The organism is Clostridium sp. MT-14, assembly GCF_042436595.1.
Taxonomy (GTDB): Bacteria; Bacillota; Clostridia; order Clostridiales; family Clostridiaceae; genus Clostridium_B; species Clostridium_B aromativorans.
Window position 1 is genome coordinate 99,964 of the sequence record NZ_JBHMIY010000001.1, and the last position, 20,450, is coordinate 120,413.

At 33.3% G+C, this 20,450-nt stretch carries 17 protein-coding genes and 1 riboswitch; of the genes, 6 read left to right on the top strand and 11 right to left on the bottom strand.

Translation table 11 applies throughout. The features are described from left to right. Positions 1-41: 41 nt before the first annotated feature. Positions 42-4,337, bottom strand: coding sequence for a 2-hydroxyacyl-CoA dehydratase (locus tag ACFHWD_RS00475; protein WP_150356924.1), 4,296 nt, complete (start codon positions 4,335-4,337; stop codon positions 42-44). Between the two features lie 318 nt (positions 4,338-4,655). Here ACFHWD_RS00475 and ACFHWD_RS00480 point away from each other — a divergent pair, with 318 nt between their 5' ends. From ACFHWD_RS00480 to ACFHWD_RS00490, 3 genes are all read left to right on the top strand, one after another. After that, positions 4,656-5,414, top strand: coding sequence for an ABC transporter ATP-binding protein (locus ACFHWD_RS00480; RefSeq protein ID WP_150356925.1), 759 nt, complete (start codon positions 4,656-4,658; stop codon positions 5,412-5,414). Further along, positions 5,414-6,217, top strand: coding sequence for an ABC transporter permease (locus tag ACFHWD_RS00485; protein ID WP_150356942.1), 804 nt, complete (start codon positions 5,414-5,416; stop codon positions 6,215-6,217). Before ACFHWD_RS00480 ends, ACFHWD_RS00485 begins: the two co-directional genes overlap by 1 nt. 131 nt (positions 6,218-6,348) lie before the next feature. Next, the gene (locus ACFHWD_RS00490) at positions 6,349-6,708 is read left to right on the top strand and encodes a tetratricopeptide repeat protein (RefSeq protein WP_150356926.1); all 360 of its coding nucleotides are present in this window, start codon (positions 6,349-6,351) and stop codon (positions 6,706-6,708) included. Positions 6,709-6,758: 50 nt separating this feature from the next. Here the strand turns inward: ACFHWD_RS00490 and ACFHWD_RS00495 are convergent, their stop codons facing one another. The 3 genes from ACFHWD_RS00495 to ACFHWD_RS00505 all read right to left on the bottom strand — a co-directional run bounded on the left by ACFHWD_RS00495 (position 6,759) and on the right by ACFHWD_RS00505 (position 10,241). Then, a complete protein-coding gene (locus ACFHWD_RS00495; protein ID WP_150356927.1) occupies positions 6,759-7,946 on the bottom strand; it encodes a transglutaminase-like domain-containing protein in 1,188 nt (395 codons plus the stop codon). A gap of 115 nt (positions 7,947-8,061) precedes the next feature. Further along, positions 8,062-8,913 (bottom strand): recombination regulator RecX, encoded by an 852-nt coding sequence (gene recX, locus ACFHWD_RS00500; protein WP_150356928.1) that lies wholly within the window; start codon positions 8,911-8,913, stop codon positions 8,062-8,064. 95 nt (positions 8,914-9,008) lie between these two features. Next, positions 9,009-10,241, bottom strand: a complete 1,233-nt coding sequence (locus tag ACFHWD_RS00505) for a pitrilysin family protein (protein WP_150356929.1) — start codon at positions 10,239-10,241, stop codon at positions 9,009-9,011. Positions 10,242-10,393: 152 nt separating this feature from the next. Between ACFHWD_RS00505 and ACFHWD_RS00510 the strand changes: the two genes are divergently transcribed. Together ACFHWD_RS00510 and ACFHWD_RS00515 are read left to right on the top strand one after the other, a co-directional pair. Continuing rightward, positions 10,394-11,974 carry a DEAD/DEAH box helicase gene (locus ACFHWD_RS00510; RefSeq protein ID WP_150356930.1) on the top strand — a complete coding sequence of 527 codons (1,581 nt, stop codon included), beginning with the start codon at positions 10,394-10,396 and terminating at the stop codon, positions 11,972-11,974. Between the two features lie 154 nt (positions 11,975-12,128). Next, positions 12,129-12,710: a flavin reductase family protein gene (locus ACFHWD_RS00515; RefSeq protein ID WP_150356931.1), complete on the top strand. Its 582-nt coding sequence runs from the start codon at positions 12,129-12,131 to the stop codon at positions 12,708-12,710. A gap of 30 nt (positions 12,711-12,740) precedes the next feature. Here the strand turns inward: ACFHWD_RS00515 and ACFHWD_RS00520 are convergent, their stop codons facing one another. Next, positions 12,741-13,202, bottom strand: a complete 462-nt coding sequence (locus ACFHWD_RS00520; protein ID WP_150356932.1) for a YbaK/EbsC family protein — start codon at positions 13,200-13,202, stop codon at positions 12,741-12,743. A 151-nt stretch (positions 13,203-13,353) separates the two neighbouring features. Continuing rightward, a riboswitch (SAM riboswitch) is annotated at positions 13,354-13,455 on the bottom strand. A 103-nt stretch (positions 13,456-13,558) separates the two neighbouring features. Further along, the gene (gene greA, locus ACFHWD_RS00525) at positions 13,559-14,023 is read right to left on the bottom strand and encodes a transcription elongation factor GreA (RefSeq protein WP_150356933.1); all 465 of its coding nucleotides are present in this window, start codon (positions 14,021-14,023) and stop codon (positions 13,559-13,561) included. A 425-nt stretch (positions 14,024-14,448) separates the two neighbouring features. Here greA and ACFHWD_RS00530 point away from each other — a divergent pair, with 425 nt between their 5' ends. Further along, the gene (locus ACFHWD_RS00530) at positions 14,449-15,294 is read left to right on the top strand and encodes a YitT family protein (protein ID WP_150356934.1); all 846 of its coding nucleotides are present in this window, start codon (positions 14,449-14,451) and stop codon (positions 15,292-15,294) included. Between the two features lie 48 nt (positions 15,295-15,342). Here the strand turns inward: ACFHWD_RS00530 and ACFHWD_RS00535 are convergent, their stop codons facing one another. Genes ACFHWD_RS00535 through nikC form a run of 5 tightly spaced genes read right to left on the bottom strand, consistent with a single transcriptional unit; the run spans position 15,343 to position 20,448 of the window. Beyond that, the gene (locus tag ACFHWD_RS00535; protein WP_179977911.1) at positions 15,343-16,458 is read right to left on the bottom strand and encodes a DUF917 domain-containing protein; all 1,116 of its coding nucleotides are present in this window, start codon (positions 16,456-16,458) and stop codon (positions 15,343-15,345) included. A gap of 24 nt (positions 16,459-16,482) precedes the next feature. Then, positions 16,483-17,526: an aminopeptidase gene (locus ACFHWD_RS00540; RefSeq protein ID WP_378059812.1), complete on the bottom strand. Its 1,044-nt coding sequence runs from the start codon at positions 17,524-17,526 to the stop codon at positions 16,483-16,485. A 58-nt stretch (positions 17,527-17,584) separates the two neighbouring features. Then, the gene (locus ACFHWD_RS00545; protein ID WP_150356936.1) at positions 17,585-18,559 is read right to left on the bottom strand and encodes an ABC transporter ATP-binding protein; all 975 of its coding nucleotides are present in this window, start codon (positions 18,557-18,559) and stop codon (positions 17,585-17,587) included. After that, positions 18,552-19,541: an ABC transporter ATP-binding protein gene (locus tag ACFHWD_RS00550; RefSeq protein ID WP_378059814.1), complete on the bottom strand. Its 990-nt coding sequence runs from the start codon at positions 19,539-19,541 to the stop codon at positions 18,552-18,554. Before ACFHWD_RS00550 ends, ACFHWD_RS00545 begins: the two co-directional genes overlap by 8 nt. Positions 19,542-19,557: 16 nt before the next feature. Continuing rightward, positions 19,558-20,448 (bottom strand): nickel transporter permease, encoded by an 891-nt coding sequence (gene nikC / locus ACFHWD_RS00555; RefSeq protein WP_179977913.1) that lies wholly within the window; start codon positions 20,446-20,448, stop codon positions 19,558-19,560. Positions 20,449-20,450 lie beyond the last annotated feature (2 nt).

Below are 20,450 nucleotides of genomic sequence, written 5' to 3' on the forward strand. Positions count from 1 at the left end.
ATATGAGTATAATGTAAATTGTGTTAAAGCCTTTTGGATTTTCATTTATTTCCATCCTCTACAAGCACTGCCTGGGGAACCAGTTTATTTTTACGGCTCTCCACTGCGACTTCACTTTCCATGGATTTAAATGCCACTGACAACATGAGCTTTAACCTGTTTAACTGATTTACCTCACTTGCACCTGGATCATAATCTATAGTTGCAATATTGCTTCCTGGATACCTTCTTTTTAGTTCCTTTATCATTCCCTTGCCTGTTACATGATTAGGCAGGCAGGCAAAAGGCTGCATACACACAATATTTTTTACTCCGCTTTTTATAAGTTCTATCATTTCAGCTGTCAAAAACCAACCCTCTCCTGTCTGATTTCCAATGGACAATATTTGTGAAGCATCTTTTGCCAGCTGTTCAATATTAGATGGTGGAGCAAACCTTTTGCTGTTTTTCAGTGCATCTCTCATATATCGTCTAAAATATTCAATAAATTTTATTGCCCCTTCATTTATAATTGTACTTAAATAGCTTCCAGACAAATATCTGTGCTTGAATTTAGCATCATAAGCACTGTACAATAAGAAATCCGTCAAATCAGGGACTACTGCTTCGACTCCCTCTTCTTCCAATGTATCCACAATTCTATTATTGGCAGTTGGATGAAATTTAACCAATATTTCTCCCACTACTCCTACTCTTGGTTTCCGTATATCGGTCACTTCCAGATTGTCAAAATCATCTACTATATCGTAAATATTTTCTTTAAATTCTCTGTGAACACCGTTGGCAACATTTCTCTTGCATTTTTCAATCCATCTTTTATAGAGTAAATTTGCAGATCCCGGTATTTTTTCATAAGGTCTCACCCTATACAGTACTCTCATAAATAAATCCCCATATAAAAGCGCTATCATGGATTTATTTATAAGTTTCGGTGTGATTTTAAATCCAGGATTTTTCTCCATTCCAACTACATTCACAGATATTACAGGTATATTTTTCATTCCAGCTTCTTTTAATGCCTTTCTCAAAAAGCCTATATAGTTGGTTGCCCTGCACCCCCCACCTGTCTGGGACATCACTACAGAAGTATTATTCAAATCATATTTGCCAGATTTTAATGCCTCTATCAACTGTCCTACCACTATTATGGAAGGATAACATGCATCGTTATTTACATATTTCAGTCCCTCGTCAACAGCTTTTTTATCAACAGAAGGCAGTACTTCCAAATTATAACCTGAATTTCTAAATGCTTCCTGCAAAAATTGAAAATGTATAGGCGACATTTGTGGACATAATATAGTATGATTCTTTCTCATCTCTTTAGTAAACATCACTTTTTTATAATTGTCCTCAACCCTATGTGGCTTAAAGCCTGCCTTTTCTCGTTCTTCAAGAGCTGCTTTCAAGGAACGTATCCTTATTTTAACTGCTCCAAGATTACTTCCCTCATCAATTTTCAGTACCGTATATATTTTCTCATATTTATTGAGTATTTCCTGAGTTTGATCCGTAGTAACTGCATCCAATCCACATCCAAAAGAATTCAATTGAACGAGCTCCAAATTATCCTGGGTATTTACAAAACTTGCTGCAGCATACAACCTGGAATGGTAAACCCATTGATCTACCACACGAAGCGGCCTCTCCACAATGCCAAGGTGAGCTACTGAATCTTCAGTAAATACTGCCATACCATAGGATGTAATTATATTGGGAATCCCGTGATTTATCTCCGGATCAACATGGTAAGGTCTTCCAGCCAGCACTATTCCCTTTCTTCCAGTTTTTTTAAGATATTCCAGTACTTCCTCTCCCTTTGCCCTTATATCCCTTTTCATTCTTTTATCTTCTTCAAAGGCTTTGTCTACAGCATCGAATATCTCCTTTTCAGGAATGTGAAATTCCTTAAGTTCTTCTACAAGTCTTTTCTTGAGTCTCTCCTTATTGTTCAGTGGTAAAAATGGATTTTTAAAATTAATATGTCTTTCTCTGATTATATCCATATTATTTTTTATAACTTCAGGATAGGAAGTTACCATTGGACAATTATAACTATTATTGGCCTCTTTTTGCTCCTTCTGCTCATATGGTATACAAGGGTAGAATATAAAATTTATTCCCCTCTGTATCAGATTCATTATGTGGCCGTGAACTATCTTGGCAGGATAGCAGGCAGATTCCGAAGGTATAGTTTCTATACCAAGTTCATAAATGCGTTTTGAGGAACGGGCTGACAATTCCACTCTAAACCCCAGCTGAGTAAAAAAAGTAAACCAGAATGGATAGTTTTCATATATGTTCAAAACCCTAGGTATACCTACCTGTCCTCTATTTGCCTCATCTTTTTTGAGAGGTATATAATTAAATATTCTCTTGTATTTATAGTCATAGAGATTCGGTATATCTAAGGTTTTCCTCTCAAGACCTGCACCCCTTTCACATCTGTTTCCAGATATAAATTCTTTTCCATCTGAAAATTTATTTACAGTCAACAGACAATTATTAGCGCATTTCCCGCATCTTCTCATTGTAATTTCCGTTGAAAATCTATCCAGCTCAGCTGAGTTTAACAGTGACGTCTCATGCTCCGGTTCAAATCTTTCCCTGGAAATAATAGCAGCTCCAAATGCCCCCATAAGGCCTGCTATATCCGGTCTTATCACTTCTCGCCCGGATATGATTTCAAAAGCTCTCAATATGGCATCATTATAGAATGTGCCGCCCTGGACTATTATCTTTCTACCTAGTTTCTCAGGATCTCTTATCTTTATTACCTTAAATAATGCGTTTTTTATAACCGAATAGGAAAGTCCTGCTGAAATATCTCCTACAGAGGCTCCCTCTTTTTGGGCTTGCTTAACCCTTGAGTTCATAAAAACAGTACACCTGGAACCCAAATCCACGGGCTTTTTAGAAGTTTCTGCAGACTTAGCAAAATCTTTTACACTCATATTTAAAGACTTGGCAAAAGTCTCTATAAAGGAACCACACCCGGAAGAGCAGGCTTCGTTCAACATTATTTTATCGATTACTCCATCCTTCACTTTAAGGCATTTCATATCCTGTCCGCCAATATCCAATATAAAATCCACCCCAGGCTGAAAGAACTCTGCTGCTTTATAGTGGGCAATAGTTTCAACTTCACCTATATCTACAGATAAAGCTGCCTTTACAAGTCCTTCCCCATATCCTGTAACTGTTGAATTTACTATTTTAGCACCTTCCGGTAATTTTTTATATAAATCTTTCAATATATCCACTGTAGATTTCAAGGGATTACCTCTATTACTTCCATAAGAAGAATACAGCAAATTTCCATACCCATCAATTAGAGCTGCCTTAGTGGTTGTAGAGCCTACATCTATCCCCAGATAACAGTTTCCACTAAATCCTTCCAAACTTCCTCTCTTCACCGAATTCCTGCTGTGCCTTTCTCTAAATTCTTTTAATTCATTTTCATCTTTAAAAAGAGGCCTTAATGTTTGTATATCCTCACCCGAAGACTTATTTAAATTTGGAAGTCTATCTATTAAATTTTTGAAAGAAATAGGTTTTTCATTTTTAGATGAAATCGCAGCACCAAGTGCTACAAATAATTGAGAATTCTCTGGGAAAAACACTTGTTTATCTGTAAGTTTTAAAGTTTTTATAAATCTTTTTCTAAGTTCAGATAAAAAATATAGGGGTCCACCCAGGAATGCTACATTACCCCGTATAGATTTTCCACAAGCAAGTCCGCTTATAGTTTGATTTACCACCGACTGAAACACAGATACTGCAATATCTGACTTATCAGCCCCTTCATTTAAAAGTGGTTGTACATCAGTCTTTGCAAATACACCGCATCTGGCCGCTATAGGATAAATCACCTTATAATTTTTAGCCAGCTCATTTAAACCCTTAGCATCTGTTTGAAGCAGCGATGCCATTTGATCTATAAATGCTCCGGTTCCTCCTGCACAGGTTCCATTCATTCTCTGATCAATTCCGCCCTCAAAGAAGGTTATTTTAGCATCTTCCCCTCCTAATTCTATTGCAACATCAGTATCTGGAATAAATCTTTCTATAGTATTAGTGCAAGCTACAACCTCCTGTATAAAGGGTATATTAAGCCATTTAGATACAGACATTCCTCCAGAGCCTGTGACCATTACAGTGATATCTGAATCCTTTAGCTTTACATAGGCATCTTTAATAATTTTAGCTATAGTATTTTTTATATCAGAAAAATGTCTTTGATATTTTTGATAGATTATACTGTCTTTTATATCCGATACTACTATCTTTACTGTAGTTGAACCTATATCAAGACCTACGTGAAATAAATTTTTCATAATCAATCACCTTTTAAAATTAATAATTTAGACTAATTTTATAGACTTTAAAACAACATATTATCTATAAATTGCAGATGTATGTACATATATTATAACATATGAACATGTATCTGCAATTCTAATATATTCCATTCTAATATATTCTGAATACCCTAATTTTATAATAATATTCCTAATGATGTGGATTTTTAACACCATATTGTACTCATTCATATAATAGATTATAACTTAATTTTACCTTATATTAAATAATATAAAATTAGAATTTCAACCTATCTTTAACACCTTAAAACACAGTTATTAGGAGATGATATCTTGAATAAATTAGTTGTAAACAACATCTATATGAATTATCATTCACCCAAAAACTCTACTAAAGCCTTGGAAAATATAAGTTTTGCTGTAGAGAAAGGTGAATTTTTAAGTATAGTAGGCCCTTCCGGATGTGGTAAAACCACTCTTTTAAATATAATATCAGGTCTTATAAAACCGTCCCACGGCGAAGTATATATAGATGATGAAAAATTAACTTCTTTTTCTTCCAAAATGGGATATATGTTTCAAAAGGATCAGCTGTTTGAGTGGCTGAATGTATGGGATAATGTATTTCTCAGCATTAAAATACAGCATAGATCCACAGTTAAATATAAAAATAAAATAGCTGCCATGTTAAAAAATTATGGCCTGTGGGATTTCATTCATCATTATCCTGAAGAGTTATCTGGAGGAATGAGACAAAAGGTAGCTTTAATAAGAACTCTGGCACTAGAACCGGAATTTCTATTATTAGATGAACCCTTTTCATCATTGGATTACCAAACCAGATTAAACATAAGTGATGAAATATTTAAGATAATAAAAAAAGAAGGTAAAACTGCCATAATGGTAACTCATGATATTTCAGAAGCCATATCAATGTCAAACAGAGTCATAGTTCTTTCCAAAAGGCCTGCAAAATTAAAAAGAATCTACAATATAGATTTTGAAGGGAATCATGATTCCCCCCTAAAATGCAGAGAAGATCCTAAATTTAGAATTTATTTCAATAATATTTGGAAGGAGTTGAACAATTGATTATGGACTATATAAAGGAACGTGAAGTATATTTAAAAAATGTCAATACGCGAAAGAAAAAAATCATAATAAGCAGAATAGCCATTTTAATAGCTTTTTTTATGTTGTGGGAAATTGCTGGAGATTTAGGGTGGGTGGATCCTTTTTTGACAAGCACTCCTTCCAGAATGTTAAAAAACCTGATAAAACTTTATGCTGAAGGAAATCTATTTAAACATATTGGTATAACTTGCATTGAAACAATATTGGGTTTTTTACTCAGCACAATTATAGGTACTTTCATCGCTGTACTCCTATGGTGGTCTGATTTTGTTTCAGATGTATTGGATCCTTATGTAGTGGTATTAAATGCTCTTCCCAAAGTTGCTCTGGCTCCTATAATAATATTTTGGGTGGGTAATGGAATACCTGCTATCATTTTAGTAACCGTATTGATTTCAGTAATTGTAACCATATTGACTGTACTAAATGGGTTTAAAGAAGTGGATAAAGATAAAATTAGGCTTCTTCAAACTTTTGGCTCATCAAAATTTCAGATTTTAACTTACCTTATAATACCAGCTTCCATACCAACATTGGTATCTTCCTTAAAAATAAATGTTGGACTTTCCTGGGTGGGAGTAATAATGGGAGAATTTCTGGTGGCAAAAGAGGGACTTGGATTTTTAATAATATATGGCGGCCAGATATCACAATTGGACACAGTTATGTTGAGTATAATAATTCTTTCAATCTTAGCTTATGCAATGTATGAAGCTGTATCAATAGTTGAAAGAAAGCTGAGAAAAAAAATGTTTCACTAAAAGATTTCGTTAAAATGCCTTTCTGGCATTTTAACTTTTTAAATGGAAAATATTTTAGAATATTTTTTCTAAAAATGGATATAAATTTATTAAGGGATTACAAAATAATATATAATCTAAGGAGGAGTAAAATGAGTTATTTTCAAAAAGCCAATGAGTATTACAATTCAAAAAACTATAAAAGAGCCATTGATATGTATGAAAAGGCAATAAAAATAAAGGATAATGAATCATCTTCACTATACAATTCAGCCGTATGTTTTATAAAATTGAAAGAATACAGAAAAGCAATTGACTTGTTGAATTCCGCAATTAAATTAAAAAGAGAAAGTAAATATTTTTTTAATCTTGGATATTGTTATACCATGTTGAAAGATAATAAAAAAGCTCTCATATACTTTAATAATGCATGGTGTTTAAATAATGAAGACTCAGATTGTGAAAAAGCCATAGATAACATACTTAAAAATTACATAGCAAAATCAAAATAAACAAATACCACTCTTTTTCAAATCAGAGTGGTATTGATCTTTTTGACTTTCTACCATTCTCCTATCACCTGTGCATTTTTGTGATCAACCTGAAATCTTCTGCTGTTAAAATAATTTCCTCCCTTATAAAAAGTAGTATCTACATTTATCCATTTATTCTGTTCTGGAATATAAACTTGATTCCAGGCATGGCTTACCCAGCTTATTCCATTAAATCCCTCGCCAGTTATTAATCTCACTTTCATGTTATTGGCCCTGGCCATAGCTACATACAGGCAAGAATAATCAAAGCAAATTCCCTTTTTGGAATAGAATGTGGGAATCGCTCCTGACTTCACATTAAAATCATTGTTCAACACCTTGTTGGCTTTCTCATTATCATAATTTATATTAGTTCCTATCCAATTGTACAGCATTTCTGCCCTTTCAGTAGTATTACTTCCCTCTGAAGCAAGATCCTTGGCAAAACTGTTGATCTCTGAGTTTGATTTAACACCTTCATCCAGTGTAACTCCGTTATAATATACTATGGTATTTTCATCATTTTTTACTCTATTTAAATTACCTGCATCTTTTACTTCATTTGAATTTGGTTCTCTTATAACTATCTTGAAAGAATTATCCAATACATTTGGCAGTTGTTTTGCAATAGTTGAATTGGTAACAGGTATTATTATTTCCTTGCAGATATAATTATAGGGCTTTGAACCTTCCATATACTTATTTAACTTTGAATTTATATTAAACATGGACATTATATTTAGTACAAATGTAACTAAAAGCACATAACATATCGCCTTAGGAACTTGAGATACCACTCCAAGTATTCTTTTAAAAGTATTGCTTTTGGATCTCAGAAATCTATCTATGCTGTCAAGTACAGGGTAAAATGTAAGATAATTAAGTAAATCTAAAAACAATTTTATAATTTTATAACATATGAACACAAACAGTGGAATTGCAACTGCATATACTATAAAGTTATTGTTCTCAAGATACTGTGAAAGATTGTCGGGTATTAAATTATATATTTTCTCATATATTCCTCCATCATGCTGTATAAATACTTTTTTCCCAAAATATGTGCCCATTATTAAAGATATTATAAATGAAACACTTCTACTCACATCACTTATATCTAACTTCAATGCATTAGAAGAAAACTTAAACAAAAACCCCTTTACAAGGGGATATAAAAATATCAATCCTATCATCAATGTTATAGGATTCACTTTCATAATCATAATCACCTCTAAACGGCAAAAAGTTTCAAATCCAAATAATAAATTTTAATTATATATAGTAAATTCTAAATTATTTTTTCAGTACAGTCAAAAGGTAATATATTCTAAATTAAATAGAGAAATCCTCCATAATCTTTCCTAAAACCTTTTTTATATCTTCCCATAAGTATCCCCTTCGCAGCAAATATGTCCCTATTTTTCTATATATTTTATTCCTGTCCTCTTCTGATTTTATTGCTATCTGGTATCTCTTCTGAGCGATATTGTACAACTTATCTATATCATTTTCACTTAAATGGATTCTTTCATCCTTTCTATTGAAATCATCACATTTGTTTAATATCTTTCGAAGTACGTCTTTAACTATGCTATAGTCATACCCTTTTCTTGTCAAATAATCTCCTAATTTTTTATATATTATTTTTGTACTATTTTCATTTTTTGAAATAGCATCATATTTTTTTTGTGCTATATTTAAAGCAGTCTTCTCCTCAAAACAATTATCTATTGAATTCAATTTTTCATTCAGAAGATTTTCCTCTATTCCTTTTTTCATTAAGGAATACTTAATTTTATTTCTACCCTGGAAATTAATCTTCTCCTTTATATACAGTTCTACAAATTTATTATCATCTATAAATCCATATTTTTTCAAAAAATCCATGACTTTTGCAACAGTTTCCTCGTCATATTGCTTTTCAAGCAATTTATCTTCCATTTGTTTTTCCGTCTTATAGGTTTTTTCCAATACTTTAAGTGCAGAATTCTTGCATCTCATATAATTATTTTCAGCTGCTACACTTTTTAAATATTCTATATCTACAATTTTTCCTTTAAATATATTAAATGTATATATGAGTTCTAAATCACAGGAAAAAGCAAACTCTCCATCTACATATACATTGGCTTTTTCTCTATTCCTTCTTTGAACTTCAATTTTAGTTATTACATGTTTATCCATAATTTCCTCCCTAAATACTAGTTCAATGCGCAATTAATGAAGGCTTTCGGATAAGATCAAAAATCAGCTCTGAAGTTTGTCTAAAATAATTTCTTCTAAGACCTTCTCTTGAGTATATGAATAGTAGGTTCCCTAAAAACAGCCCTGGCTACTTCATATATATCTTCTTTCCCTATATCTTCAATTTTTTCTATATCATAGATAAATCTGTATATGCTGTCTCCCCTCATAGCTTGATGCAGTACATAATTTCCTAAGTCCATAGGATCCTCTAGAGTAAATACCACTGCTGTTTTTAATACCTTTTTCATCAGAGTCATCGTATTATCATTAAAATTTACCTTCTCATTCTTCATCTTGTTTATGCAATCTTCAATGACACTAACGGCATCTCTTATGTTTTCTTCTCTTACAGAGGTATATATATACAAAGTTTTTATATAGTCCGATAAATCTAAATCACTATATATATCATAGGCAAGTCCTTCTTCTTCCCTTAGCTTTCTAAACAAAATAGAATTGCTGCTCTCTCCAAATTTGTGATTTAATATTCTAAGAGCTAATTCATCTTTTTCACTCAATCCGTAAAAAGAAAAAAGATATATTATAGTGTTCTGTTCTATATCCCTTTTATAAGAAACTTTTTTGCATGGAAAATTTTTTTCAACTATTATTTTATTTCTACTAAACTCCTTATATTTCCATACTCCAAAATATTTTAGAACCAAATTATAGATTTTCTCATGTTCATAGGAAGAAACCACTGATATAAAGCAATTATTGGGTACATAATATCTATTGTAAAATTCAATCAGATCATCTCTTTGAAATTTACTCACACTATCTTCATTTCCTGTTATATCATATCTCAGAGGCCCTTTTTTGAATGCCAATTCATTTGTTTTTCTAAAACTATATTCTTCAATATCGTCTTTGTTGGTTCTTATTTCAGAAAGTATTACATCTCTCTCTTTTTCAATTTCATCTGCGGGAAATATTGAATTCATAAGCATATCAGAAATAATATCTAAAGACTTTTCTAATTCTATCCACAATGCTGTAATGCTATACACTGTAGAACCATTATCCGTATAAGCATTGTATTCTCCACCTAAGGTTTCTAAATTCACATTCAATCTTTCATTATTTCTAGATTTCGTGCCCTTAAAAAGCATGTGCTCAATAAAATGGGATATACCTTTTTCATCAATGTTTTCATATATGGCGCCAATTTTAATGCCAGCATGTAAAGCCATTATTTGTGTATCCTTCTTTATAGTGATAAGTTTTATACCATTAGGCAGAACACTTTCTTTAGCATCAAACATATGAAATTCTCCTTTAATTCATCAGTATATTCTATTATAGTTTATATCATTATAAATAAAAAGTATTTAAATCAAATTAAAATTTGATAATATGTATATACTATGATATGATAAGTTTTGTTTTGTAATATAAAAAAGAAAGAGGAATTTTAATGAAAAATATTGATTTTAATAATTTAGGCTTACATTCTAAAGTCCTCCAGGCCATAGATAATATGGGATTTGAAGAGCCTTCTCAAATTCAAGCGGAATCAATTCCCATAATATTAGAGGGAAAAGATGTAATAGGTCAGGCACAAACAGGTACGGGAAAAACCTTGGCCTTTGGAGCACCAATGCTGAGTAAAATTGATTGCAATAGTAAAAACATTTCATCTATAATAATCACGCCTACTCGAGAGCTTGCCATTCAAGTAAATGACGAACTATCCAGAATTGCCAAATTTAGAAAAATATCACTGCTTCCAATATACGGCGGTCAGCCCATAGAGAGGCAAATCAAAGCCTTGAAAAGAGGCATAGATGTAGTAGTAGGCACACCTGGGAGAATATTAGACCACCTACATAGAAATACCCTGGATTTAAGCAGTATACAATTTCTGATAATAGATGAGGCAGATGAAATGCTGGATATGGGTTTTATAGATGATATAGAAGATATAATCAAAGCCTGCAATTCAAATAGACAGACACTGCTCTTTTCTGCTACCATGCCAAATCAGATAAGAAAATTAGCCTCAAAATACATGAAAAGCGATACAAAATATATAGAAATAGCTAAAAACACGTTAACTGTTGAAAAAACAAAACAGTATTACTATGAAATAAAAAACAAAGATAGGTTCGAATCTCTATGTAGAATTTTAGATGTAGATGAACCCTCCAGTGCTATCATATTTTGCAGAACTAAACGCGGCGTAGATGAATTAGTAGAAGGCCTCCAGTCAAGAGGATACAATGTAGAAGGTATGCACGGAGACATGGGGCAAAATCAGAGGTTGAACACACTTAGAAAATTCAAAGATTCCTCCCTGGACTTTTTAGTTGCCACTGACGTAGCTGCCAGGGGAATAGATGTTGAAAATGTATCCCATGTAATAAATTATGATCTTCCCCAGGACACCGAATCCTACGTACACAGAATAGGAAGGACTGGAAGAGCCAATAAAGAGGGAATTGCCTATTCTCTGGTAACTCCCAAAGAATATATGCTGTTAAAGCAAATAGAAAAGTTCACTAAAAGCAAAATAAAGAGAAAAGAAATTCCTACAGTAGATGATATATTTGAAGCTAAATATAAAAATATAGAAAAAAAGATAAGAGATGTTATATCGGAAAACAATTATAAAAATTTTGTTCCAGTAGCAATGGAATTGGATGAAGAATACAATTTGGTGGATGTGGCTGCTGCCCTTATGAAGATAATTTTCGAAAAGGAATTGAGTTTTAATTATAAGGAGAATTCCATAAACATAGAAGAGGAAAATATGAGATTATTTTTTTCCATAGGAAGAATGGATAATATAACTCCAAGAAAGCTGTTGAAATTCATAGCTGAAACCTCTTCAGTGGAGGCCTATGAAATAGGAGATATAGACATACTAAACAAATTTACCTTTATAAGCGTTCCCGAAAGAGTTGGAAACATCATACTTAAAAAATCCAATGGTAAAAAGCTTCAAGGCAGAAGAGTTTCTGTAGAACTGGCAAAAAATAAAAAATCCCATCGTTAAATTAATTTGTCCTATAAGAGCCATGTGAAACCCTGTAAATATCATGAAATATATCCCTATGGTTTCTTTTAGGACTTTTATCCAATATTGACAACAACAACATCAAAAATAGAATTTTAACTCAAAATGTATAAAATAAGTTGGAGGAACCCATATGAATAAATTAAATTTTAAAGGCAGTGCAATGTTAAACCCAACTCCAGTGGTCCTTGTGGTTTCCAAAAGCATATCCAATAAATTAAATATTTTTACAGTGGGATGGGTAAGCACTGTATGTACTAAAAAACCCATTGTCGCCATGGGAATAAGACCTGAAAGGCTTTCTCATAAATACATTAAAGAAAGTGGACAATGTTCTATAAATCTTCCTACAAAAGATATGACTACAATTGTAGATTATTGTGGAGTTGTTTCTGGAAAAAAGGAAGATAAAATCAAACATTTTAATCTGAAACTTAACAAAGGCATATCCATCTCCACTCCATCTCTTGAAAGATCTCCAGTAGCCCTGGAGTGCAAATTGCTGTCAATTGCACCTCTTGGAACTCACGATCTATTTTTGCTGGAAATTTCAAACGTAAAAGTGGATAAAAATCTGCTTGATTTAAACAATAAAATACATTTCGAAAAAGCGAACCTTATCTGTTACAGCCATGGAGAATACTACAGCCTAAATTCAAAACCTCTTGGCCACTTTGGATATTCAATCAAGAGAAGAAATAAAGCCCCAAGATAAGGGCTTTTATTTGATCATTTACAGTATTAACTAGCTCTCACAAACATCTATCCACTGTCCATTTACCAAATTGCCAATTACCTCTGGTTTTATTTTAAGGGCAAACTCTTTAGATCCAGCAGCAGGGTATACATATTCAAAATCCCTTATAGATTTATCCAAATATACTTTAATAGGGTTTTTCAATCCAAAAGGACACAGTCCTCCCACAGGATGACCTGTATCTTCCAGCACCTCATCATGACTCAGCATTTTAGCCTTAGTTTTAAAAAACTTTTTGTATTTTTTATTACTAACTCTTAAATCCCCTCTCATAACTATTAATATATCATCATCTTTAACTTTAAATGCCAACGTCTTTGCTATATATTTTGGCTCCGTATGTATGGTTTCTGCAGCCTGCTGAACAGTAGCACCACTATCAGGAAGTTTGAATACTGGATTTTCCATTCCCCTATCTAAAAAATAATTAACTACACTTTCTACACTCATCTTCAATTCCTCCAATTTTTTATCAAATAATTCTTAAGTTCAAGAAATGACATCCATGATTATACATTGTAAACTGTGAATCAAGAAAAGATAGCCTTCAGATAAAAAATCTCCTTATAGATAAGCTATAAGGAGATTTACATACTCATATATCTTATCTTCCAGGTATCACCTGCTGGAATTAGCACCTTAAAATATAATTTTAGGTTGCCGGACATCATGGGGCCAGTCCCTCAGTCTCTCGCGATAAGAATTTTAATATTAATTTTAAATACAGGATACCAGACTATCATTTGTTTGTCAACTCATGTTTTTGTAAAAAAATATTTCGCTAGATAAAATATCCAGCGAAATATTTATAAAATCTTTTCTATTTCCACATCATAATTTCCATCTGGAGATGCAACCGTCGCCCTTTCCCCCACTTTCATCCTAAATAAGGCCTTACCCAGAGGTGATTCTATACTTATTTTCATCTTTTTCACATCTGATTCTACTGAACTTACAAGAGTAACCTGTTCAACTTCATCTATATCACAAAATTTTACTTCTGCCGTTTTATTTATATCGAACACATCTTCATCCTGTGAACTCTCTATTATTACAGCATTTTTAAGTTGACTTTCCAGTTCCTGTATTCTAGTTTCAGTCATAGATTGATCATCTTTAGCTGCACTGTAATCGGCATTTTCGCTAAGATCCCCCTGTGCACGAGCAGATTTCAAGGCAGCTTTTATTTCCACCCTTTTAACCGTCTTTAAATATTCCAATTCCTGTTCAAGTTTTTTTTTGCCTGATTCTGTCAAAATTACATCTTGCATAAATAATTCACCTACTATTCTAAATTTTCCATAATGTAATCAAAAAACCAGCTATTTTTCATGGATTCGCTGTTTTTTTACGTGCTCATTTGCCTTACTATTTTATTATAATATTACTAATTAAATAATACAACCCAAGTTCCAGACAGTCTAGTAAAATTCAGGCCAGCCTTTTATAGATGATTCTTAAAATCAACATAATTATACCTATCAGTATCAATATTGAAAACATGTTGACACAATAATATTTACCATTATATAATATATTTAGTAAGGCATTTAAAAGACATACACACAATTATATTTGCAATTTTTGTATGTATGAGAGCATATGAATCTGAGAGAGTATTTACTTAGATTTTTATATGCTTTTTTTAATGAATAAATTTACAGTCAAGTGTATACAAGGAGGGAGGTTATTTATTATGAAAAATATAAAAGATATTTTTTTCATGTTGATTGGAACATTTCTTGTAGCTTTCGGTACCTATTTCTTTTTAGCTCCAAATCACATTGCCGCCGGTGGCACAAGCGGTATTGCCATAATTATAAACACATTGTTTCCAAATCTTCCTATTGGTCTGTTGATGATGGGAATGGAAGTTATATTATTCACTTTAGGAATTATAATAATTGGCCCTATATTCGGCGGGAAAACCGTATTCTGCAGCTTCTCCATATCTGCACTGATATTTTTCTTAGAAAAAATATATCCACATATAAAGCCATTTAGCAGTGATATTCTAGTTCAGCTTATATTTGGCATATTGATATGTGGAATGGGCATGGGTATAATATTTAATCTAGGCGCTTCAACTGGAGGTACGGATATAATCGCAAAAATAATAAACAAATATACAAAAATAAGCATAGGCAAATCCGTGTTGATAGCTGATATAACCGTAACTATAGCTGCAACTATAGTACTCGGGGTAAACAAAGGTCTTTATGCCATACTGGGGGTAATATTAAATTCTACAATAATAGACAGGGTTATAGTAAGTCTAAATTCCTATAAGCAGGTTGCTATAATAAGTAATCACGGGAGGAATATACAAAATTTTATTATAAAGGAACTTGAGAGAAGCGCCACCATCTATTATGCCAAAGGCGCCTATAAAGATGATAAAAAGGAAGTCATAATTACCATTTTAAATAGAAAACAATTTTTAAAATTGAAAAATTATATAAGACTTTTAGATAATAAAGCTTTCATCACTGTAAATGACATAAATGAGGTATTAGGAGAAGGATTTAGCAATATAGTGTAGAAGATATCCGAAAGGTAACTAGATTACTTTTCGGGTATCTTCTACATATTAATCTGGTGACAATATATCTTCCACTTTTTTGTAAGGTACGTGATATCCAAAAAACTCAGGTCCAAAAATTTCAAGTCCCCTTTTACTTCTCCATTGCTCAAAAGCCTTTAGAGAAAACACCGTAACTTCCATACCCACTTTTGCATAGGGATTCAAAAGTGGCATATTTTTATCATTGTCCACTACATTTATTGAATCTGGAACCGTTACAAACACTTTTCCATTTTTCCAGGAAATTATATTTTCATTTTGAAACCAAATTCTTAAGTTTTGATTTTGATATTTTCCATTACCTTCAATATATATATTTCCAAAAGTAAATCCGGATTTATCTTCCCAACAAACCTTACTGACTTTTCCTTGAAACATGATGAATCCATCAAATTTTTCCACAATATCATAGGCAAAGTTTATATTTTTATTCCTAGCGATTCTGGCGATTTTGCCTACTTCCAGGCACATTGTAACAGTATTTTTGATAAGGGTATTTTTAATTACCTTCCATCTTGCAACATGATCTACCACCCCAACATGATTAAAGCTAGCAACAGCCGCTGCCCTGGCAAGGGCTTCTGCTCTTTCGTCACTTTCAACTTCTGTAAATATCATGGAATCTCCAAGCTTGTCTGCTACACCCATTGGAGTTATAGGTATCCCCTTTAAATTATAAGTTGAGTGTTGAAGGCAGGGAACACTTCTTCCCGCAGGATCCGCATCTATTATGGGCTTTCCGGTTCTAGCTGCCACGTCCAGTGCAGATGCCATATTGCCGCCGCCGAGCTCCGTTGTAACTACTCCATATAAGTCCTCTCCCAAATATTCTTCTATTGCATTGACAGCAGCCATTTCTGCAGTATATTTTATTTTGTACATATTTTTATATTTTTCTACCTGATCCTCAGAAAGAGGGCTTATAGAACCACATCCATATGGAGTTCCTACCAGGGCCTCATCTTCTATTTCACTTAAACCTGCGAGATAAAATTGATATCCTTCATTAAAAGAACCTTCTACCAATTTTATTCCATTTTCAAGACTTCCTCCTCCACCTGTGCCAACTATTGCAGCTCCAAGCAATATATCTCTCAAGTCCTGCATACTCAGCCTCTTCATAATTAAAGTCCACCTTCCTCCATATCATTTTTTAAATATTTCATCTACATATTTAACAAGATCAGGATGTATAATCCTACCATTGTCCATTATTTTTACGTTATCCACCCATATAGAAGAATTAAGACATATTCCATCACAATGGGATACAGCATTTTGTCCAAAAGGAGGCGCCTCACTTTTGCTCACATATCCTATTCCCCATTCAACAGCACCCCAGACCCTCTCGTCCTCTACTATATTCCCGGTAAGCATTGCTCCTGGTCCAAATCCATACGCTATATGGGCAAGCTTATACATACTGGGATCCTTCAATGATTTCAGCCATTCCTTAAATTCATCAGCTTGATGACCCCCTTCTATCTTAACGATGGTACTGTTCTCAATTTTCATCCTTATGGGTTCTTTTAAAAGCCCGCAAGGCGGAACAAGAGATCCGTCAAACACCAGCACACCGTTTATTGTGCCAAATCTAGGAATCACGTTTATCTGCCCCGGCATCATGAACATTCCAGGCTCATAAGCTTCTCCAGCATCACAAGCTACTACATGTGTGGGATCTAGTTGAAATTCAAGGTGAGTTCCAAGAGGCGTTTCAGCTGTCATAGCTGCGGCAGATCTATTCATCTCTGCTACTTTTCTCAAAAACTTCGCAAGTACTCTTATATTCACTTTTCCTATATTTCTTATCATAATATCCGGATTCATTCCCACAAGATTTATATATCTTAATTTTTTGTTGTTTTTAAATGCCACCTCAAAGGGTGTAGAATACAAAAGCCATTTCTCATTATATTCTATCCACACATCTGCTTTTGACAGTGCAGCTCCAAGAGCTTCAACTGGAAGCTTTGGATCTGCTGCCTTTCCAACTCCATCCGGAGTTGCAGTCCATATGACCATAGGCTTTCCCTTTACACTATATATGCTTGAAGCTGTGGTATTTACAACAGTTTCATTTGAAGAAGTATCTGCTGTTATCAAAACAGTTTCTCCTTCCTTGACTTTGAGTATTTCATTGACCAATTTATCTGCTGCCTTTTGTAATTCAAACTCGTATAATTTCATCAGATCACACCCTCCATATAAAATTTTAACCATTATGTTTTCTAACATCATAAATTTGTCACTGCCGAATCATATGACACCCTACCCTTCTCCCATCCTCCAACATAATCAATTCAGGCTCTTCAATACTGCATATACCCTTTGCATAGATACATCTAGTATGAAACCTGCATCCTTTTGGGGGATTTATTGAGCTTGGCACATTTCCCTTTAAAGTAACCATATCTTCTATATTTTCCATATTTATATCCGGTATAGCAGCAAACAGAGCCTGGGTATATGGATGCATTGGATGGTTGAACACAGTATCTGAATCCCCGTATTCAACAATTTTACCAAGATACATTATCGCAATCCTATCGGCCATATAGCTTACAACACTTAAATCATGAGATATTATTATATAAGTTAAATTGAACTTTTTTTTAAGCCTTTCCAACAATTCCAAAATTTGGGCCTGGGAAAATACATCTATAGATGATGTTGGTTCATCGAGAACAATGAGTTTTGGCATAAGTGCCAATGCCCTAGCTATCGCAATACGCTGTCTTTGACCTCCACTAAATTCATGAGGATATTTATAAGCACCATCTTTTGGAAGTCCAACCATTTCAAGAAGTTTTTCGACTCTTTTCATAATTTCAAAGTTATTTATTTTCTCCTGAACTTTAAGTGGTTCTCCCACGATATCTTTCACCAACATTCTAGGGTTCAAAGACCAAAAAGGATCCTGAAATACAATTTGTATGTACTTTCTTATACTTCTCAATTCCTTTTTACCCAGACTAAATAAATCTTTCCCGTCAAAAATAACTCTTCCAAAAGTCGGCGTTATCAAATCTAAAATAGTATTTACCAAAGTTGATTTTCCGCAGCCTGATTCTCCCACAAGCCCAAGAGTTTCTCCCTTTTTCACATCAAAAGATACATCATCAACGGCTTTTAAATAGGATTTAGTTTTAGAAAAAAGACCCTTTTTACCAATTTCAAAGTACTTTTTTAAATTTCTTACCTCTAATAATTTTTCATTCATCATCATTATCTCCTTTGTATAGACAGCATTTTACAAAGTGATTTTCCCCAAGTTGTAATAATTCTTGCTTTTTTCTGCACTTGTCCTGTCTTTTCAAACATCGGTCATAATATAAGCATCCTTTTCTATCATCTCCAGCATTTCCTTCTGTAAATACCAATTTGTTTAAATCTATTTCATTTTTTCTATTCTTCGGTACGGCATTTAAAAGCATCTGCGTATAGGGATGTTTGGCATTTTTTAATACTTCTCTAGTTTTCCCCCTTTCAACTATTTCTCCTCTGTATAATATTGCAGTATCATCACAAGTTGCAGAAACAAGTCCAGGATTATTTGCTATAAAAAACACTGTTACTTTTAGATTTTTTTGTAGTTCACGAATAAGTTTCAAAATACCTGCCTGTATTGTTACATCCAGGTTTCTCGTGGGTTCATCCGCGATGATAAATTGTGCTCCGCAGCTTAGCGCAAGTGCAATTATAACTCTTTGCCTCTGACCTCCACTTAATTCATGAGGATATTTTTTCATTATATTTTCAGCATCAGGGAGTTTAACAGTATTGATCATTTCCACCGCTTTTGAATATGCATCTCTTTTATTTAAATTTTGATTTTCCATTATTACTTTTATTATCTGATCTCCAATGTTAAAAACCGGATTTAAAGTAGACATCGGATCCTGAAATATCATGGATATTTTTTTACCTCTTATTTCACTCTGCATACGCTTCTGACTCATATTTAAGAGATTTTCTCCCTCCAAAGATATCTCTCCTCTCACCACTCTGCCAGGAGGCATTTGAAGGAGTTTCAGAATAGATAATGCTAGTACTGTTTTCCCTGTTCCGCTTTCTCCTATTATTCCATATGACTTCCCTCTATCTATTCTAATTTCATCTATATTGAGTACAGTCTTTTCTCCCTCAAAACTCTTAAAATTAATTTTAAGATCTTTTATATGAAAATACACTTTACTGCTCATATAACCACCTCACTTATCAGTTTTTTCTAGTTTTAGGATCAAGTATCTCTCTAAGTCCATCACCCAACAGATTGAATATGAGAACTGTAATAAATATGGCCAATCCAGGGAATATACTATACCACCAGGAATCCAAAAAATAATCTCTGCTTGTACTGACCATCAATCCCCATTCAGGAATGGGAGGCTGCGCACCCAGTCCTAAAAAACTCAAAGAGGCTATAGTCAAAATAACTCCTCCTATATCCATAGAAGCTTGAACTATTATAGGTGCTATACAATTGGGGATTATATGGCTTAAAATAATAGTATGAGGCGAAGCTCCTATAGCTTTCGCCGCCTTTACAAATTGCCTCTCTTTTATAGACACTGCCTGACCTCTCATTATTCTCGTATACCATGGCCACCATGACAACGCTATGGCAATCATAGCATTTTGAAGATTAGGTCCTAAAAATGCGGCAATAGCTATAGCAAGCAGCAAAGGTGGAAATCCTAAAAATATATCTGTAAATCTCATTATCAATTCATCTACAAATCCCCCAAAAAATCCGGCTACAGCACCTAATGGTATTCCTATAACAAGAGCCATCCCAACAGCCAAAAGAGCCGTTTTTAAGGAGATATTTGCACCTGCAATTATTCTTATAAATACATCTCTTCCAAGTTCATCTGTTCCAAAAATATGTTTTAGAGAAGGTGCCATCAATTTGTCCTGGGGAACTGCATTTTGAGCAATAATTTGAATAGACGGTACAAATATAGGAAGTATAAATGCAATGACAAGAAGAATTAAAACTCCATAATAGGCAATTCTGGTAAGTTTATTTCTTTTAAGTAAATAAACATTAACCCTTAATTTTTTGATTTTAGGTTTTATTGTTTTAGATAACTGCATACTATTCATCT

Bases quoted from the DNA above. Each gene is read 5' to 3' on its own strand.
- recX (WP_150356928.1), bottom strand. From the start codon at position 8,913: ATGGATAAACATGTAATAACTAAAATTGAAGTTCAAAGAAGGAATAGA.
- ACFHWD_RS00545 (WP_150356936.1), bottom strand. From the start codon at position 18,559: ATGAATGAAAAATTATTAGAGGTAAGAAATTTAAAAAAGTACTTTGAA.
- greA (WP_150356933.1), bottom strand. From the start codon at position 14,023: ATGCAAGATGTAATTTTGACAGAATCAGGCAAAAAAAAACTTGAACAG.
- ACFHWD_RS00520 (WP_150356932.1), bottom strand. From the start codon at position 13,202: ATGAGTGTAGAAAGTGTAGTTAATTATTTTTTAGATAGGGGAATGGAA.
- ACFHWD_RS00505 (WP_150356929.1), bottom strand. From the start codon at position 10,241: ATGTTTGATGCTAAAGAAAGTGTTCTGCCTAATGGTATAAAACTTATC.
- nikC (WP_179977913.1), bottom strand. From the start codon at position 20,448: ATGAATAGTATGCAGTTATCTAAAACAATAAAACCTAAAATCAAAAAA.
- ACFHWD_RS00475 (WP_150356924.1), bottom strand. From the start codon at position 4,337: ATGAAAAATTTATTTCACGTAGGTCTTGATATAGGTTCAACTACAGTA.
- ACFHWD_RS00550 (WP_378059814.1), bottom strand. From the start codon at position 19,541: ATGAGCAGTAAAGTGTATTTTCATATAAAAGATCTTAAAATTAATTTT.
- ACFHWD_RS00515 (WP_150356931.1), top strand. From the start codon at position 12,129: ATGAATAAATTAAATTTTAAAGGCAGTGCAATGTTAAACCCAACTCCA.
- ACFHWD_RS00535 (WP_179977911.1), bottom strand. From the start codon at position 16,458: ATGAAGAGGCTGAGTATGCAGGACTTGAGAGATATATTGCTTGGAGCT.
- ACFHWD_RS00490 (WP_150356926.1), top strand. From the start codon at position 6,349: ATGAGTTATTTTCAAAAAGCCAATGAGTATTACAATTCAAAAAACTAT.
- ACFHWD_RS00495 (WP_150356927.1), bottom strand. From the start codon at position 7,946: ATGAAAGTGAATCCTATAACATTGATGATAGGATTGATATTTTTATAT.
- ACFHWD_RS00540 (WP_378059812.1), bottom strand. From the start codon at position 17,526: ATGAAATTATACGAGTTTGAATTACAAAAGGCAGCAGATAAATTGGTC.
- ACFHWD_RS00530 (WP_150356934.1), top strand. From the start codon at position 14,449: ATGAAAAATATAAAAGATATTTTTTTCATGTTGATTGGAACATTTCTT.
- ACFHWD_RS00510 (WP_150356930.1), top strand. From the start codon at position 10,394: ATGAAAAATATTGATTTTAATAATTTAGGCTTACATTCTAAAGTCCTC.